A 17500-nucleotide genomic window follows, 5' to 3' on the forward strand; every position below is an offset into this window, starting at 1 on the left:
TAAAAACCTGATAGATAAGGTATTTGTTAAACCTGGCATCATTGATATAAATTGGAGAATTTAGGTCAGAAAAATAACAAATTTAGATACTCTTGTTTCTACCAGAGTGAAAGCTTTAACCTGGGCTTTTTTTAAATTTGTCATGAGTTTTTTCATTTTAAAAATTTACCTCCATATTTTGATACATGGGCATAAGCATTGCCGCATAAAGTAAAACGATAATCAGAGCCACAAAGATAAAAACCAGTGGCTGTACCAGATTCATGGTACGATTAACTCGGGTAAAAAAGGCTTCCCAAGTTTTTTCAGCATAGATTTCCAACTCACTCCCCAGCTTGGACTTGACTTCCCCATACTCTATGATGAGACTCAACTCCTTTTTAAAGAAAGGATAGGTCGCTATGGTTTGAGAAAATTCGCGGCCATTTTGCAGGGCTTGAGCCAAATCTTGACCGATTTCTTTAAAGAGCTGAGAACCCTGTTCCTGCATGATCTGAAAAATCTGCATCAGCTCCATCCCCTGTGAAATCATATTGCCCCATTCACGCGCGTAATAAGCCGTCAAATAAGTCTGGACAAAGATTCCTAGAAAGGGAATCCGTGCTAACATTGAGAAGACCCGCATCTTGGAACTTCTTTTGTAGAAAGTGAGGGCTAAAAGTACAGATAGAGCGCAAACCAGCACTAGTCCCAGAAAAATTTGTGGCAGATTACCGATGATTTGGGTAGCGATATTGCTACTGTCCAGTTGAGGCAGCAAATAGTTCCTCAACCCCAGCATGATTAGCAGGAGAAATCCCAGCAAAATCAGGGGATAGGTCGCTACTTCAATTAACTTCTTCTTGACCTTGGACAGATTATCCAGATATTCTTCTATCTTTCCCAAACTCAGATGGAGATTCCCATGAACTTCAGCTAGAGATAATTGGGTCACAATGGCACTTGAAAAGCCCAAACTTTCCATCATTTCTGAGAAGGATTTCCCCTGAGACAAGCCTTGGTGCATCTGGGCTACATAATCCTTTTCCAGCAGGGCACTTCTGCCCAAGAAAGAAATAATTTCCACCAAATGAAAGCCACTGGAGAAGAGGTTGTTAAACAAGGTGATGATTTTCTTCTGCTTAGCTGTAGCTAATTTTTTCCGTTTCAGCCTGAAGACTTGTGATATGTCCATCTTTAAGAAGCTGATCAATCTGCTCATTCCAGCTAGTTGGCTGGTGTTCTTGATAGTCTTTGTTTGCAAAGTCAACGATTCCTCCTCCCCCGATTAATCTCTGGTAGCAGACTCCTTGCAGAACAACTGCTAGTTCCTCCTCCGTCACACCCAACTCCAGAAGGCGTTCATAAACACCTCGGATACTCTTGGCATGAATGGTTGAAAAGACTGTCGCCCCTGTCAAACTGGCTCTGACCACTGCACGCGCCGTCTCACTATCCCGAATTTCACCGATAATCAAGAGGTCAGGACGATGCCGGAGAGACAGTTTGATCAGATTTTCATAGGTCAAGCCAATCGCCTCATTCAACTGCAACTGGAGCATGTCGTCCTGCTTGATTTCGACAGGGTCTTCGATAGACATAACCTGCTGCCCCTTAAAGAGGGACTTGGCCAATTCGTGCATCAGAGTCGTCTTGCCACTACCGACTGGACCTGCAAAGAGATAGAGGCCCCGTTGCCTGTACTGCCCACCCAGTTCGTTCATATCCTGAAACCAGAAATGTAGCTCCTGCTCCTCATCGTGCAACAAACGAATAACCAAACTCTCATGTCCCCGATAATCTCCCACGGTAGACAAACGCAGAGAAGACTTCTTCTCCCCATACTGATAATCGCAAGAGCCCAGCTGACTGCGCCTCTTCTCTCCTACGTTCATACCCGCCACAAACTTAAAATGACTAATCACAGCAGCTAAAACATCAAACTCATAGGAGTCAACTAGACACCGCTCGTCTCCAACCCGCATGTGAAGTTCATAGGACTTTTCCTTGGGGATAAAATAGATATCCTGAGCCTTCTTTTCTTTCGCAGTAGCAATAATTTTCTGTGCAATTTCTTGTACCATACCGCCCTCCTTATCTAACTATTCGCAAAAAAATAAAAAAAGCAACTTAAAAAGTTACTTTTTTATCTCCATTTCATACGGCAAGAACGGTGTTTTTCTTGACCTGTTTGTTTTTCATAACCTGGACGTAGCTTTTCATCGGGGATGACTTGCTCATCCTGTAAAAGTGCCAAAGAATGATACTGCTGCAAATACTCATTACACTCATCACACCAGCGTTTATCAGCAGGATCCCAAAAAATAGTCATCAAATCACTCCGACTCTTATAAAGAGGATTCTTCTTTTCCAGCTCAAACCAGCATGATTTATAATATTTTAGAGCATCATAATACTTGTCAAAAGATTGACTCATGATGACATCTTCTTCCCAACCTTCTATGAACCACCACGGTTCAAAGTCCCCATACATTTCTATAACACGATACATTCTTACTACTTCCTTTGTACCGTATATTATATCTAATTTTTTAATACAAGAAAAGGATTTTGCTTGTTTCCCCCATTAGAAATTTCTTTAATCCTATTATTTTCATCTGATAATAAAAATAGGAGTCCCTTATTGACCCCTATTTTTTATCTTCTTAGGCTTGGTAACGTTTCACACCATCTAGATAGGTAGCTACCAATTCCAAATCTTTATCTAGCACGATAAAGTCAGCATCGTAGCCTTCACGGATTTGTCCACAGACATCATCAATGTGAACAGATTTTGCTGGGTTGAAGCTGGCCATCATGACTGCTTCATGTGGATTCGCAATGCCCCATTCAACCACATTCTTCAAACCATCTTTGAGTTTGAGGATAGAACCTGCCAAATTGCCTGTAGATTTGAGGCGAGCAGTTCCATTGGCAACTACTACCGGGAATTCTCCCAACATGTAGTCTCCATCTTCCAAGCCACCAGCTGTCATACAGTCTGTGATAAGGGCAATATTTTCAGTTCCTTTTTGTTTGAGCAAAATGTCACAGGCCTTTGGATCTACGTGGTGACCATCACAAATCAATTCTGCGTAAGTATGTGGCAATTCATACATGGCTCCCACCATACCGAGCTCACGGTGAGTCAACCCACGCATCCCATTGTAGGCATGTACCCAAACGCTTGCTCCAGCATCGACTGCTTTTTTAGCTTCATCAAAAGTCGCATTTGAGTGTCCAAGAGCAACCGTTACGCCTTCTCCAGTGATAGTTCGTACAAAGTCTTCTACACCTTCGCGTTCTGGCGCAAGGGCGATTTTATTGAGCAAGCCATTGGCAGCTTTTTGCCAAGCACGAAACTCATCCATACGAGGGTCTTTCATATAGGCAGGGTTTTGGGCTCCCTTGTATTTCTCTGTGAAATATGGGCCTTCAAAATAGATCCCACGAATCTTGGCTCCACTTGCTTCCTGGTAACGAGCACCGATATTTTCAGTTACCGCAAGCAACTGCTCGTAAGAGGAAGTCAACGTCGTTGGCAAGAAGCTGGTAACACCCGTGCTAAGTAGTCCTTCACTCATTGTATGAAGGGTTCCTTCAATGTTATTATCCATGACATCCACACCGCCAAATCCATGAATGTGGGTATCCACAAGTCCTGGTGCAATGCTATAACCGGTATAGTCAATCACCTCAGCTCCTTCAGGAATCTGTTCTACATGTTTTCCAAACTTACCATCCACAAGTTCCAAGTAACCGCCACGACGAACTCCGTGTGGGTAGAAAAACTGATCCGCTTTAATATAATTAGGCATAATGATAACCTCCTTGATAGATTGATTCTAGAATTTATTATGTCAATTACATTATAAACCTTTCTTTTTCATTTGTAAATGGTATAGACCTATTTTCTAGAGATATTTTAAAAGAGCTGGATATCTCCAACTCTTTGATTTTATTTTGATTTCACAGGTAGTTCTTGAGCGGCCTTAACAGCAGCTGCAATCGTCTCTGCGTAAAGTTTAGCACCTTCTTCAATCATGTTGCTATCATTTCCAAAGTGGACTTGGTCAGTTCCAGCCCAGATTTCAGGGTGTTCCTTAGCGACCTTATTCCAGTCAGCGATGCTCACATATGGATTCTTTTCAGCTAATTCTCTCGCATAAGCCGCATACTGCTCCACTGATGCATAAGTGTCCTTGCTCTTGTCTCCCTCATAAGGTGTCACCAGTATCAGATGGTGTCCTTTCGGTAGATTGTTCACGATGCTGTCCAAATCATTCTTATAGCCTTCAGGATTGTTGACCCCCGTTGCAATGACAACTGTTTTTAAAAGCGCCTTGTTCTGGCTATTATTGAGCATGATGTCATTGGCTTGCTTGGTCGTTCGACTAACCTGGGCATTGATATTTGCATCAGGAAGTGCCTCTTTTAAGGCTGTATTGGCACGTAAAGTCACTGAATCCCCAATCAGACTCGTTCCCTCAGAAATTCCCAGGCGACTGGCTTCAGCTTGTTCAGCAAGAGTCTTTGTTTGTCCTATATTGGTCTGAGCTTGCTTGAAACCATTGACCATCAAGTCTGTCTCAAAAGCTCCAACTTGAGGAGCCATAGCTATGATAATCAAGGTAAGTAAGGAAAGGACGCCCACAACACTAGCACTAATGGGTTTAATATGATGCAGTTTAGTGATTTTTCTAACCAAAGCATTGGTCTTACCAGCAATCAATGGCTCAATAATATAGAAGGATAAGATAGCGAAGAAATAGGAAAAGATAACGGTTAAAATAACAGCGGGCAGATTGCTCATCAACTGAGAAAAGATAATATAGAAAGGCCAGTGGAAGAGGTAAACCGCGTAGCTGGTATCCGCTAAAAATGTGATTATACGAGGTTCTTGTATCTCAGGCGTTTTCTCATGCAAAACACGCGCAGCAAAAATCATGGTCACTGCCGCTAAACTTGCTAGCAAGAAGCCAAATAAGTACGCAAACAGGTAGGTGAACTTGACAAAAAAGGTCAAGAGTACTAATACCAAGAGACCTGCAGCAAACACCAGTAGATTCTGACGAAGATCCCACGTTCGATCAAACTGCTTGACTAAATCGCTCGTCTGACGAACCCCTACAACTGTCGCTAAAATGCTTCCTAAAAAGAAGGGATAGACATGGGTTAAACTTGAAAAGTAAACAGACGAATGGGAACTAGCCATTAGACTACCAATAAACATGGAGAAAAAGCTAATGATGAAAGCTCCCGCAGAAAGAAGAAAGACCATCCCTCTCAATTGACTACTAGATTTTGAACGTTTCGATAAGAACCAAACCGCCAATCCCCAGAGAATATAGTAGTGAACCTCAACAGCTAGACTCCAGTTATGAACAAAGAGATGCGGAATGAACTGGGATTCGTAACTTCCCCCTGTTAACATCTCATAGAAGTTGGTCATGAAACCAAAAACTCCCGCAATCTGACCGCCAATTCCAGCAACATAGTCTTGGCGAACTAAGAGGGTAAAGGGCATGGTCACCAAAACCATCAGAACCACAGGTGGTACGATGCGGTAAAACCGTCTCTTAAAAAAGCCCAGTAAATCAATCTGGCGTTTTTTCCCAAATTCTTCTAAAAGGAGGGCAGTGATCAAAAATCCTGAAAAAGTGAAAAAGACATCTACCCCAAAGAAGCCTCCAGGAAAGATTGTTTGAAGGAAGTGGTACAAGAGCACCAAAAGTAAACCTGTAATCCTAATCAAGGAAAACCATTTAATACGCATACGAGTTTATTCCCCACTCAATTAGATCGTAAAAACATCTAATTTTTATTCCATAATACACCTTATTTTATCAAAAAAAGAAGAAAAATCCTAAGAGAAAACTTAGGATTTCAGCATTCTATTTTTACACTTTAGAAATTGCGTCCTGACTTGTTGTAGCCATATTTTTCCACAAAATACTCACGGAATTCCAAGAGATTGTCATCCATGATGGCTTGACGGACCTGCTTCATCAGGTTGAGCAAGAAGTAAAGATTGTGGTAGCTGGTCAAACGGATACCGAAGGTTTCATCAGCCTTGAGTAGGTGACGAAGATAGGCGCGTGTGTAGTTCTTACATGTGTAGCAGTCGCACTCAGGATCCAATGGCGTAAAGTCCTCAGCAAACTGGGCATTCTTGACAACCAAACGCCCTTGGCTGGTCATACATGTACCATTACGAGCGATACGAGTCGGCAAGACACAGTCAAACATATCCACCCCACGAATAACCCCGTCAATCAAACTATCTGGCGCTCCCACCCCCATCAGATAGCGAGGTTTATTTTCAGGGAGAAGTTGGGTTGTGAAGTCCAAGACTGCATTCATTTCCTCATGCGTTTCTCCAACGGCTAGTCCACCGATAGAGTAGCCTGGGAAATCCATGCTGACAAGGTCATGAGCTGACTGACGACGAAGGTCTTCAAATCCTGCCCCCTGCACAATTCCAAACAAGCCTTGGTCCTGTGGACGACGGTGAGCCTTTAAGCCACGCTCAGCCCAACGGCTAGTACGTTCAATTGATTTCTTCACATAGTCATAGGGTTGATAAAACTGCGGACACTCATCGAAAGACATCATGATGTCTGAGCCCAGATTGTTCTGAATGGAGATGGCCTTTTCTGGCGATAGGAACATCTTGGAACCATTGAGATGGTTTTTAAAGGTTACTCCTTCTTCTGTGATATTTCTGCTATCTGCTAGGGAATAAACCTGAAAACCACCACTATCCGTCAAGATTGGCTGGTCCCAGTTCATGAACTTGTGGAGACCGCCTGCGCGTGCGATGAGTTCGTCTCCTGGACGAAGCCACAGATGATAAGTATTAGAGAGGATAATTCCTGATCCCATCTCCTTCAACTCCTCTGGTGACTGGGTCTTGACAGTAGCTTGGGTCCCAACCGGCATAAACATAGGTGTCGGGAAGGTGCCGTGAGGGGTGATGATTTCTCCTAGACGAGCTCCCGTGTGTTTTTCTTTCTTAATCAAACGGTATTTGATTGGTGAATCTGACATTTTCTACCTCCGAAGCTGGGAAAAACAGTCCCAGTTCATACTTTGTGCCCAAAGGCATACTGTATGATTTTATCAAAAAAACTAGGAACTGTCACGAACTATGGTATAATGAGAGAATGAAATACCCAAAAATTGATTTAAAAACCATTCGTCTGCAGACTAGGCAATTTCAGGCTGAAAATCCCCGCCTCCTTCTGGTCTATCTCCTTCCTAGTATGCTGGTCATCTTGTCAGGCTTTCTCAACCCCTTGGCTCGTCTCCAGGAAAGTGTTTTAGAGCAATCCTTTTTCAGCATGCTGGCACAAGTGCTCCAAGCCTATCTCTTCCCGTTAGTGGTTTCTTTTATGAGCACGATTTTTTTAGCAGGTGCTGCTTTTGCGACACTCCGACTCCTCAAGGATCCTGATACGGAACTTTCAGTAAAATCAAGCCTGGCCCTCTTTGCTGAAGAGCGCTTCTCGCAAACCTTCCTAACTCTGCTCCTCAAACGTTTCTACCTCTTTTTATGGAGCATTCCAAACTTAGTAGGCGTTTATTTCCTCTTTTATAGCAATCTCTTGGCTAGGAGATTTGTTGCCCTACATCCAGAATTTCCAAAACTAGACCTCTCATCCGTTGAAACGGAGCAATTCCTTCTGACCTTTGGACTCTACTTTTTCGCGAGCCTCATCTTGATGATTGTAGGAAATGCCCTCTATATCCCGCAACATTATGCCTACTCGCAGGTAGAATTCCTCCTCTGCGATACTCTAGATTTAGGACAGGCTAAACCCCGTCAAATCCTGAAAACCAGCCGTTTCTTGATGAAGGGTTACAAATTTCAACGCTTTGTCCTCGACCTACAACTACTCCCTTGGTACTTCCTCAATTGGATCACTTTTGGAATTGCTAGTTTTTCAATCCTTCCCTATATCCAAAACAATCATATCTTCTTTTACAGAGTCCTACTAGCCCGTAAACGTCGAAATGGATAAGAGCATACAAAAACCAGCGTCGTTCAGGACGCTGGTTTTCTTATTTCAAAAGTAACATACTCAGCAGAGTCAAAATAGCAGGCCCACCTTGCTTCAGAATAATCTTCTTATCTGCTGTTAGAGAACCGTAGGTCGCTGCACCAAGCACAAATAAAACAAAGATGGTCACAATTTCCAAACTTTGTGAGAAATAAATCCCGTACAAGAGAAAGACCCCTATCAAAGCATTATAAATTCCTTGATTTTTAAATAATGAACTCACTGAAGGACGAGCCAGTTCTTCCTTATCCACATTAAACACGCGACTAGTAGTATCTGATTGCGTAGCTACACTTTCCAGATAAAAAATGTAAAAATGCTCGAGGGCAACAAGGGTTGCTAAAATTGTGGTAATAATTGACATCGTTTTCTCCTTAAAATTCTATTTTTTCTAGACCTGACACTAGTTTCGTCAGTAAAGTTGTTAGCTCTTTCTGCTCGGCTGTCGATAAGATGCTCTCCATCTGTTCCTTCACTCGCAAATGATGTTTAGGCGGACTGACTAAGAGTTGATTCTTGGCTTCTTGGGTTAATTCAACTAAGACTTCTCGCTGATTGGCCGGATTACGCTTGCGACTGACATAGCCCTCTGACTCTAGTATCTTAAAATGACGGGTCAAGGCCGCCTGGTCGATTTGCAACTTCTCCTGAACGGCAATCTGGTTGCAGGGTGACTGCTGCAATAAAAACTGCAAGATTTGATAGCGGGTCAAACTAATTCCCAATTGTTTCTCAAAGAGTTGAGTAATCATCTGATCTGTTAAATGGAGCTGGTACAGTAAGTCGTTAATTTTTTTCATTTCTACCTCCTTGCGTACACTTGATTTATCAACTATTGACTTATCAAGTATATTACAGAAAGATTAAAAACGCAACCATTTTGCTTACTCACGAAAAATAGCCTCTTGGTTTCAATCCCAAAAGGCTATTATTTCTATATTCTAGATAAAATCCAGCACTAACCTACCAAATCTGCTCGAAGGATTTCTCCCTCTTTATCAATGACAACTTCGATGGCATGGCCTGCAAAAATTTCCTCGCTATCATCATAGTAGAGGGTCAATTCCCCGTCTTCGTTGATCGATAGTTCACTCAAGGAAAGAGAGTTGGTAAAATACTCTTCTGTTAACTCCACATCATTTTCATCTGAATCTATCCAGTCTTGAGCTGTTTCCCACAGTTCTTTGACAATATAGTCTTTAATCCGAGTATCTTGAACTTGGAAAGTTCCCATAAATTTCTTTAGATCATCAAAAGAACCTGGAGGGAGACTTTCATCTGCACTCGCAGCAAAGATAGCATGAATCTTACCACCCTCGTAAGTGATAAATCCTTCAAACCAAGAATAGGCTCTGTTTAAGGTGAATTCGCCAATATCGTCTTGAATGATGACCGGTTTTTGATAGGTTTCAATCAAGGTCTCTAACCTAGAGTCTGAGGATTGGTCATCTAGGTATTCCAGCAAGAGGTAGCAGTTATTAGCTACTTCTGACATATATGGCTCTAACTCCATGAAGGGGCGTTTTTGACATTTGATATGATGAATTTTGTAGGGTTCAAAACTAAAGCCCCATCTCTTTTCTTCAAATTCCTCAGGAGTCAATACCCATTCCAAACGTCCCTCACGTTCAGAGAATTCCTGGGTTGCAACATTGACACTAGCTTTAAAATGAACGGACGGCATTTTACAACCATCTTTTAAAGAAGCGGCCCCAGTTACATTTTGGAGGGTAAAAATCAAGAATTCGACAATTTCACCACAAAATTCCTCTTCAAAATCATCTCTTGTTTTCTCAAATGGAGTTTTTAATCGATTTGTCATTCACTTCATCCTTTCTCTCTATGCTTAAAAGCGTTAGCATAGTTTTGTAGTCGCTTACATTTTAACATGTTTTAGATTTTATTTCACTTATCAATACTATTTTACACAAAAAGAAGCTACACTTTTAAATGTATAGCTTCTTATTATTCTTAATTCATTGATACGTGAACGTGGTCATAGTGATTTTCGGTCACACTACCACGGTCTGGCATTGGATTCCAAGTGTAGGCAGGTCCATATTTACTATCATATGGAGCATAGAAACGTTGTTTCCAGATGATGTAGTTGATACCACGGCTAGCCATATTTTGAACCGCGTATTCCGCGATTTGATCACCAAGTGCTGAACTCACTGGGACCATAAAGTCGATGGCCAATCCTTTACCATGGTCTCCACTGTCACCAGGACGGTAGCCGCTAAAGGATGTAATTCCAAACAAATTGGCAATTTCTTCTTTGAAGGCTGCAGTTTGTGGTTGAAGACCAGCATTCTCAGACTTAGCTACAGCAAGTCCTGCATAGTCAGGAGCCGCTGGAGCTGAATAAGTTATTGAAGGAGTTTGGCTTTGCTCTGCTTGATAAGTCGAAGTTGCAGTGTCAGAAGTTGCTGTTGATGCTGCTGTTTCTTCTGCTACACTTGTTCCTGTTGTATCAGCAGGTGTTTCAGTTGCTGGAGCAGCTGCTGCTGGGGCTTCTGCTGGAGTCGTTGCTGCCGTTTCTTCGGTAGCTGGAGTCGCCACTTGTGGAGCTTCTTCAACTGGACTAGTTGTTTCTGCTACTAGTGCTTCCGCTGGAGTCGTTTCAGCTGTTTCTTCAGCTACAGATGTTTCTGTAGATGGTGTCTCTTCAGCAACTGTCGCTGTCTCAGAAACTTCTGAACTTGGCGCTACTTCTGCTGGTTTTTCAGTCTCAATTGCAGTTGGAGCTTCCTCAATCGGTTGAGAAAGGTCTTCTACTTGAACTGTTTGTTCATCGACTGTCACTTGATTCGTCGTCAAATCAGCTGTCGCAGTCGTAACTTCTTCACTAGCATCTGCTTGAGGAGCTTGGATTTCAACTTCCGTTACCTCTTCTTCCTCATTGACAGTTGTGGTGAGGACAGTATCTGGGAAAATCAAGTCCATATTGGTGATTTTGTTCAAATTTGCAAGAACTGTGACATCTACACCCAAGGCTTCTGCAATGGTGCTCAAGGTATCACCATACTGTACTGTATAGCTTGTTTTGTTGTCCGTTTTAGTCAAATCGTTTTGGATTTGGTCAACACTACGTGCAGTCCAAAGGACTTCTTCTGCTTGAGTTGCCAATACTGGGGCAAATGACAAGGCTACTGTTGAGACTAAAATCATTCTTTTCTTCATTCGTTCATATTCCTTTCAAGTGAGTACCTGTCTATCATAACACAAAAAAAGCTGAAAAAAAGCCCTCTCGGGCCTATTTAATAGAACTGTCTATTCCTTGTAACAAACTCGATTACTTGAAATAGTTTGTTAGGTCTCTGTCACAAAACTGACATAATCTTCTCGTTACTTACTCTCAAAAATATGAGGAATATCTGCTAACTCTTGAATTCTGTGATTGCCTTCAAAAGAAGATTCTAAAAAGTTGATGCTTTGAATTTCGCTATTCTGGGCAAATTCCACATCCAAAGTCCGGTCTCCTATATAATAGGTGCTCTCAGGATCCAGCTGATACTTGTCTAGCAGATAGTTAGCCGCTTCTGGATGAGGCTTGCGCTCAAAGCCACTCTGACTGGTTAAAATCTCTGTAAAATAGGATTCCAATCCCAGATCCTTTAGAATAGTAAAAGCATTGTCCCCTTTATGAGTGTAAACAAAGTTCCGAATCCCTACTTGGTCTGCCCAATTCAACACCTCACGCGCACATGGCATCAAGACTACCTGGGCATTCTTCTCAGCCAGACTCTGGGCACGCACCTGATTGAGCACTTCCACATCCAGTTTTCTCTCTTCTGACACCTGCACAAGCAAATCCTGCACAGAATACTTGAGGATAAACTCTCTCACTTTCTCCTTATCATAAGGAATAGAAAACTGAGCAAAGGTCTCCTCAATCCCTGATAAAATCGCTTCGTAAGAATCCACTAAAGTCCCGTCTAAATCCCAAATAAAAGCTGTTTTTTGCATTTTCTATCCTTTCAACATCATATAACGTTGGTAACGGTAACGTAGAAATAACCAACGGAAACCATTATCCAAAAGAGTCCCTGCCCAAATACCAGGCAAGCCCCAACCAAGAACAATGCCCATCAGATAAGCTGTCCCAATACGGATACACCACATCCCTATACTTGTCGCATAAAAGGGAAGGCGAGCATTTCCCAATCCCTGCCAAACCGCCGTATAAATAACTGTCCCTGTCGCCATGGGAGTCCCTAGTAGTGAGAACAGTACCACCAAAACGCTAGCTTCAACCGCTAGAGGATTGGTCGTATATAGATGAGTCAGTGGTATCCCTAAGGCATAGATACTAAATGTCAAGGGCAACATGAAGAGCAGAGAAAGCCAAAAGGTTTGTTTGCTCAAATTATCTACTCTTTTCCAATTATCCTCTCCAACTGCTCGAGCCACCAGCATGACCGTTGCCGTAGCGACGCCAAAGGCAGGCATATAGTTAAACTGGGTCAAAACCTCCCCGATTGCATTTCCCGCTACTGCCTCCGTCCCAAAAGAAACGACCAAAGCAATGATCACTACATCTCCAGCCCTCATCATAAGCCGCTCTCCAGCTGCTGGCAAAGCCAAGGTCAGTAAGTCTTTATCCAGTCCAAAAGTCGGTTTCGTATAAGGCAGTTTTAATTGTGACCACAAAATCACAAGACCAACCAAACGAGACAAGATAGTCCCCCAAGCAACACCCGCTATCCCCATATCAAGGATAAAAATAGCTAGACTGGAAAAGAGAATATTCAAGGCATTGGATAAAAGACTGACATAGAGGGGGAGACGAGGATTATGCGTTGCACGAATCAAGGCTCCTAAACTGGTCATTAATCCCAAGAGAACAATCAATCCACCCACCAAAGATAGATAGAGTCCTCCACTTTCGGCCACATCCTGTTCAGTACCCAAAAGTCCTATCATCTCTTGTCCAGCGAAGATAGACAAAGCTCCTAAAAGGAGACTTAATAGTAAAGTAATCTTCAACGCCTCAGTCACATGATAGGCTAGCTTAGACTGATCCTTCTGCCCCAAACTTTTTGAAATAACGCTGGAAATAGCAGCTCCCAAAGCGATGAAAATCGCCTGGTAAATCGTGATAATATTGCCAGCCACTGAAACACCCGAAATAGCGATTAAGCCCAAGTGAGCGACCAAGTAACTGTCCACCATCCCCATGAGCATCTGTAAAAAGTTTTCACCCATAGCTGGCAATGCAATATTAAGAATGTCTTTATTTTTCTTAAACAATCTCTCCTCCTGATGAAAAGAAACTCAGTTGGTTTCCCAACCGAGTTTACTCTCTCTGTCTTAAAGTCCTAGATAAGCCTCAACCGCTGCTTGCATGTCAGCAGCTGCCACTGTTGTTTTATGACGAACTGGAGCCGTTTCTAGGCCATCAACTGCTGGTGGCACTGCCACTCCTGAGATTTCATGTAATTGAGTCAAGGCTTCAAAGTCAGTCAAGCCTGCTTTTCCTGTTACCGCTTCTACGGCAACCACTGGGAACTTGTATGGACTAGCTGTTGAAGCAATCACTGTCTTAGCCGCATCGCTAGTAGCCGCTTGGTATTTTCTATAAACTGCTGAGGCAACAGCTGTGTGTGGGTCCTCGATGTAAGCATCTGTTTGATAAACACGTTTAATTTCTGCCGCAGTTTCTTCCTCAGTCGCATATTCAGATGCAAAGAGACCCAGAATCTCTGCATCAAAGTCTGTCAATTCATATTGTCCTTGTGTATTCAAGGCATTCATGAGTTCAGTTGTCTTAACCGCATCATTCCCCAAAAGATGGAAAATCAAACGCTCCAAGTTTGAAGACACTAGGATATCCATGGATGGGCTAGTTGTGACCTTAAACTCACGTTTCTTATCGTAAACACGTGTTTTAAAGAAGTCTGTCAAGACATTGTTGTCATTTGAAGCACAGATCAATTTACCAACTGGTAGGCCGATTTGTTTAGCATAAAAGGCAGCCAAGATATTTCCAAAGTTTCCAGTTGGTACTGTGAAGTTGACTTTTTCACCAGCTACAATCTCACCAGTCTTAACCAACTGAGCGTAAGCATAAACATAATAAACAATCTGTGGTACCAAACGACCAATGTTCATAGAGTTAGCTGATGAAAACTGTAGCTTATTAGCAGCCAATTTTTCACGAAGTTCCACATCGTTGAACATGTGCTTCACGTTAGTTTGCGCATCGTCAAAGTTTCCATCAATGGCTACAACATGGGTATTATCTCCAGTCTGAGTGGTCATTTGCAACTCTTGTACCTTGCTGACACCATCCTTTGGATAAAAGACGATAATTTCAGTTCCAGGCACATCCGCAAACCCTGCCATAGCAGCTTTTCCAGTATCACCAGATGTCGCTGTCAAAATGACGATTTTGTTCTCCAAACCATGCTTTTTAGCGGCCGTCGTCATAAAGTATGGCAAGATAGACAAGGCCATGTCTTTAAAGGCGATCGTTGAACCATGGAACAGTTCCAAGTTGTATTGCCCATCCAGTTTCACCAATGGCGCAATAGCTGGAGTATCAAACTTGCTATCGTAGGCATTGTTGATACAGTAGTCCAACTCCTCTGCAGTAAAGTCATCTAAAAATGCTGACAAAACTAACTTAGCAACTTCTTGGTAAGAAGCATCTTTCAATTTTTCAAAGTCCAAATCGACCTTTGGATAAGAAAGCGGTGTAAACAAACCACCATCCGTCGCCAAACCTTGCAAAATAGCTTGGCTGGCAGTTACTGTATTATTGGCATCACGCGTTGATTGATAAACTAATGTCATGAATCTCTATCCTTTATCTATAGTCTCTTCCATTATATCATGATTTTTCAGAAAATTCTCGCTTTATAGCAAAAATTATAATCCCAATTTGTCTCTCAAGGGCTGTAAATAGGCCATTTCTTGCTTACCTCTCTTCTCCAGTCCTTCCTCAGCTAGAAGGAGTAAGCCTTTTGAAAACTCGACAATTGCAGTTTCTTCCTCATCTGTGAGCATTTTCTTAGAAAATTGTCGCCTCAATGACTTGTAATCACGACCAAATGTGGTAAAAAATGGCGCAGATTGCAAGTAAGCTTCTAACTTATTTAAATTAAGCAACAAACCCAAATGAAAAGCCGTCGCAGCAAAAGTACGATTCAAGGGTTGCGTACATACACTACGAAACTCAATAGTACCTCGAGTTGTTAAATCTTGGTACTGGTAACTACGGTGAGTTTGGAAGTCCTTCTCCTGAGGATAAAGAAGGATCTCCCTCCCATCAAGGGCGAAGGCATGAATTTTCGGAGTCCCTAAGTAATCTTTTGCTCGAATTGGATAAAAATAATAGGTTTCGCCATCACGTTCCGCAGTAAAGATTGCAGAATGATCTAGATAATCAAAAAAATCATTCTCGTCTTTGAAGAGTCTGGCATTGACGCCTACATTTTCAGCATAAATCCCGTGTATAGACTCTTCCCAAAAAATATCTCTCGAAATTTTGGTATCCCAATCTTCCCCTGAAAACTCAGAATTGGCAAATAAAAAGGCTTTGGCAGTTTCAATCTGGTTAAATGCATTGATTACACGCAAATAGTTAGACTTTGAAACATCCAATTGAACTTGACTTCCACAGATAAAAGCACCGTATTCCGGGTAGTCGTGTAAATCCGTCCCTAGAACAGTTCTGCTCAACTTCAAATAGTTCATTAACATCTGATAACGTGCATAAGCAACCGGTTGATTATCATTTTTATCCCAATAAGGATGGATTCCAGAACCAATAATTGCATGATTTGCTTTACTCAGCTTTTTCTGAATCAGATCCATATAATCTCGAAAACGCACTTCAACCTCTTGGATGGATTCCGCCCTACCAAAGGCAAACTCGATAGTTGAATAGGAGACTTCGAATAAGATAGTATCTTGGCTAACTGGATCAAGTAACTGAATTGGATTTCCAAAGTCATCTACTTTTTCAATCGTAAAACCCAGAACTGATGGTAAATACCGAAAGAGATTCTTAACAACTTCACTATCTGTAGCATTACCCTCTAAATTGATAACAGGATACTCCAGCTCAATTCACACAAATAAATCAGGTTTCTCTTTTATATTTTCTAAGTAGCGTTTCTTAAGCAAATCAATCGAACGAGACATCAAACACCAACACTTTCATAATCAAAATAAATTGTGAATAAGTAATATTATACCAAAAATCTAAGCAAAAAAGATTAGAATGGCACTCAAAAATAAGGCTCTATAATATTTGTAGTGGGTAAATCCCCTATGGATATTATGGAGCCTATTTTTGTGTGATAAATTGTAAAATATAGTGCAACAAAAAACTCATAGCGTTTCATTGGTGTAAACTGTAAGTAACCACACAAACTATCATCCGAAATTACTTTCTTCGCTACGATAGAATCGTTCGCTGTCAGGTGAAAATCATTACGATGGATATGTTTAGTCCTTACTATGGCTTAGCTAAACAGCTTCGCTTTCGAATTTCTAGGCTCAGGCTCATTGAGGAGAATCTAAAGTAGGTTCATCCTCTTTTTCAGACTGTCTTTAAAACCTTCCTCAAAGACAAAGAGAAAATCGTCAACGCTCTTCAGTTACCCTATTCTAATGCAAAATTGGAAGCGACTAATAATCTCATCAAACTTATCAAGAGAAATGCCATTAGTTTTAGGAACTTTGAAAAGTTCAAAAACGGATTTTCATCGCTCTCAACATCAAAAAAGAAAGGACGAAATTTGTCCTTTCTCGATCTTAGCTGACTTCAACCCACTACAGTTGACAAAGAGCCGTAATTTTTAGTAACCCAAGCAAATACAGATAATCAGATAAAAGAAATGACAAGGCCTAGAAACCTTGTCTTTATTACTATACCGGCGGCCGGGGTCGAACCGGCACGTCCTTGCGGACACTGGATTTTGAGTCCAGCGCGTCTGCCAATTCCGCCACGCCGGCAAATAGTAACTGGGGTAGCTGGATTCGAACCAACGCATGAGGGAGTCAAAGTCCCTTGCCTTACCGCTTGGCTATACCCCAATAATATAAAATAGGCGAGTGATGGGGATCGAACCCACGCATGCCAGAGCCACAATCTGGTGTGTTAACCACTTCACCACACCCGCCATAATTTTATTAACACGGGCAGTAGGAATTGAACCCACACTGAAGGTTTTGGAGACCTTAGTTCTACCTTTAAACTATGCCCGTAACTAAAGCAATGGAAGGGGAGGGATTCGAACCCCCGAACCCGAAGGAGCGGATTTACAGTCCGCCGCGTTTAGCCTCTTCGCTACCCTTCCAAGTTATAAATAAGATATGGCGCGAGACGGAATCGAACCGCCGACACATGGAGCTTCAATCCATTGCTCTACCAACTGAGCTACCGAGCCAAATTGCGGGAGCAGGATTTGAACCTACGACCTTCGGGTTATGAGCCCGACGAGCTA

14 protein-coding genes, 7 tRNA genes and 2 pseudogenes (1 of these 23 cut by a window edge) are annotated in these 17500 nt (G+C 42.0%); 2 read left to right on the forward strand and 21 right to left on the reverse strand.

Features of this window, described 5'->3' with window-relative positions; genetic code table 11:
- Positions 1–157: 157 nt before the first annotated feature.
- The 6 genes from comGB to tgt all read right to left on the reverse strand — a co-directional run bounded on the left by comGB (position 158) and on the right by tgt (position 7029).
- Positions 158–1174, reverse strand: coding sequence for a competence type IV pilus assembly protein ComGB (comGB, locus tag ATE34_RS10565; protein ID WP_081103154.1), 1017 nt, complete (start codon positions 1172–1174; stop codon positions 158–160).
- On the reverse strand, positions 1122–2063 hold the full coding sequence (gene comGA, locus ATE34_RS10570) for a competence type IV pilus ATPase ComGA (protein WP_009730780.1): 942 nt from the start codon (positions 2061–2063) through the stop codon (positions 1122–1124). Before comGA ends, comGB begins: the two co-directional genes overlap by 53 nt.
- A gap of 62 nt (positions 2064–2125) precedes the next feature.
- Positions 2126–2491 carry a DUF1033 family protein gene (locus ATE34_RS10575; protein ID WP_000286397.1) on the reverse strand — a complete coding sequence of 122 codons (366 nt, stop codon included), beginning with the start codon at positions 2489–2491 and terminating at the stop codon, positions 2126–2128.
- Positions 2492–2645: 154 nt separating this feature from the next.
- On the reverse strand, positions 2646–3797 hold the full coding sequence (gene nagA, locus ATE34_RS10580; protein ID WP_084912027.1) for an N-acetylglucosamine-6-phosphate deacetylase: 1152 nt from the start codon (positions 3795–3797) through the stop codon (positions 2646–2648).
- Positions 3798–3937: 140 nt separating this feature from the next.
- Entirely contained in the window at positions 3938–5755 is a 1818-nt protein-coding gene (locus ATE34_RS10585) for an acyltransferase family protein (protein ID WP_084912029.1), read from the reverse strand.
- 131 nt (positions 5756–5886) lie between these two features.
- Positions 5887–7029 (reverse strand): tRNA guanosine(34) transglycosylase Tgt, encoded by a 1143-nt coding sequence (tgt, locus tag ATE34_RS10590; RefSeq protein ID WP_001285249.1) that lies wholly within the window; start codon positions 7027–7029, stop codon positions 5887–5889.
- A 116-nt stretch (positions 7030–7145) separates the two neighbouring features.
- On the opposite strand from tgt, the gene ATE34_RS10595 reads away from it, so the two are divergent.
- Positions 7146–8003 (forward strand): DUF975 family protein, encoded by an 858-nt coding sequence (locus ATE34_RS10595; protein ID WP_000876923.1) that lies wholly within the window; start codon positions 7146–7148, stop codon positions 8001–8003.
- Between the two features lie 40 nt (positions 8004–8043).
- On the opposite strand, the gene ATE34_RS10600 is transcribed toward ATE34_RS10595, so the two are convergent.
- The 8 genes and pseudogenes from ATE34_RS10600 to ATE34_RS10635 all read right to left on the reverse strand — a co-directional run bounded on the left by ATE34_RS10600 (position 8044) and on the right by ATE34_RS10635 (position 16193).
- Positions 8044–8406, reverse strand: coding sequence for a DUF1304 domain-containing protein (locus ATE34_RS10600; protein ID WP_000022890.1), 363 nt, complete (start codon positions 8404–8406; stop codon positions 8044–8046).
- A 10-nt stretch (positions 8407–8416) separates the two neighbouring features.
- The gene (locus tag ATE34_RS10605) at positions 8417–8842 is read right to left on the reverse strand and encodes a MarR family winged helix-turn-helix transcriptional regulator (RefSeq protein ID WP_000723482.1); all 426 of its coding nucleotides are present in this window, start codon (positions 8840–8842) and stop codon (positions 8417–8419) included.
- 158 nt (positions 8843–9000) lie between these two features.
- Complete coding sequence (locus ATE34_RS10610) at positions 9001–9864, reverse strand: DUF2262 domain-containing protein (protein WP_084912030.1); 864 nt, start codon at positions 9862–9864, stop codon at positions 9001–9003.
- A 149-nt stretch (positions 9865–10013) separates the two neighbouring features.
- A complete protein-coding gene (locus ATE34_RS10615; RefSeq protein ID WP_084852894.1) occupies positions 10014–11225 on the reverse strand; it encodes a LysM peptidoglycan-binding domain-containing protein in 1212 nt (403 codons plus the stop codon).
- A 165-nt stretch (positions 11226–11390) separates the two neighbouring features.
- On the reverse strand, positions 11391–12011 hold the full coding sequence (locus tag ATE34_RS10620; RefSeq protein WP_084912032.1) for an HAD family hydrolase: 621 nt from the start codon (positions 12009–12011) through the stop codon (positions 11391–11393).
- 3 nt (positions 12012–12014) lie between these two features.
- Positions 12015–13295 carry an MATE family efflux transporter gene (locus ATE34_RS10625; protein WP_084912033.1) on the reverse strand — a complete coding sequence of 427 codons (1281 nt, stop codon included), beginning with the start codon at positions 13293–13295 and terminating at the stop codon, positions 12015–12017.
- A 60-nt stretch (positions 13296–13355) separates the two neighbouring features.
- Positions 13356–14840: a threonine synthase gene (gene thrC, locus ATE34_RS10630; RefSeq protein ID WP_084912035.1), complete on the reverse strand. Its 1485-nt coding sequence runs from the start codon at positions 14838–14840 to the stop codon at positions 13356–13358.
- Between the two features lie 75 nt (positions 14841–14915).
- Positions 14916–16193 (reverse strand): annotated as a pseudogene (locus ATE34_RS10635) (gamma-glutamylcysteine synthetase).
- 224 nt (positions 16194–16417) lie between these two features.
- On the opposite strand from ATE34_RS10635, the pseudogene ATE34_RS10640 reads away from it, so the two are divergent.
- A pseudogene (locus ATE34_RS10640) lies at positions 16418–16812 on the forward strand (transposase); the annotation flags it as partial.
- A gap of 113 nt (positions 16813–16925) precedes the next feature.
- Here the strand turns inward: ATE34_RS10640 and ATE34_RS10645 are convergent.
- The 7 genes from ATE34_RS10645 to ATE34_RS10675 form a co-directional block, all read right to left on the reverse strand.
- Positions 16926–17009 (reverse strand) — tRNA-Leu (locus ATE34_RS10645).
- Between the two features lie 9 nt (positions 17010–17018).
- Positions 17019–17090, reverse strand: a tRNA-Gln gene (locus ATE34_RS10650).
- Between the two features lie 13 nt (positions 17091–17103).
- Positions 17104–17176 (reverse strand) — tRNA-His (locus tag ATE34_RS10655).
- A gap of 14 nt (positions 17177–17190) precedes the next feature.
- Positions 17191–17261: transfer RNA gene (locus ATE34_RS10660), tRNA-Trp, on the reverse strand.
- Positions 17262–17272: 11 nt separating this feature from the next.
- A tRNA-Tyr gene (locus ATE34_RS10665) sits at positions 17273–17353 on the reverse strand.
- Positions 17354–17370: 17 nt separating this feature from the next.
- Positions 17371–17443: transfer RNA gene (locus ATE34_RS10670), tRNA-Phe, on the reverse strand.
- 3 nt (positions 17444–17446) lie between these two features.
- Positions 17447–17500, reverse strand: a tRNA-Met gene (locus tag ATE34_RS10675) (it continues 20 nt past the right edge of the window).

It is taken from the genome of Streptococcus oralis subsp. tigurinus, assembly GCF_002093545.1.
GTDB classification, from domain to species: domain Bacteria; phylum Bacillota; class Bacilli; order Lactobacillales; family Streptococcaceae; genus Streptococcus; species Streptococcus oralis_C.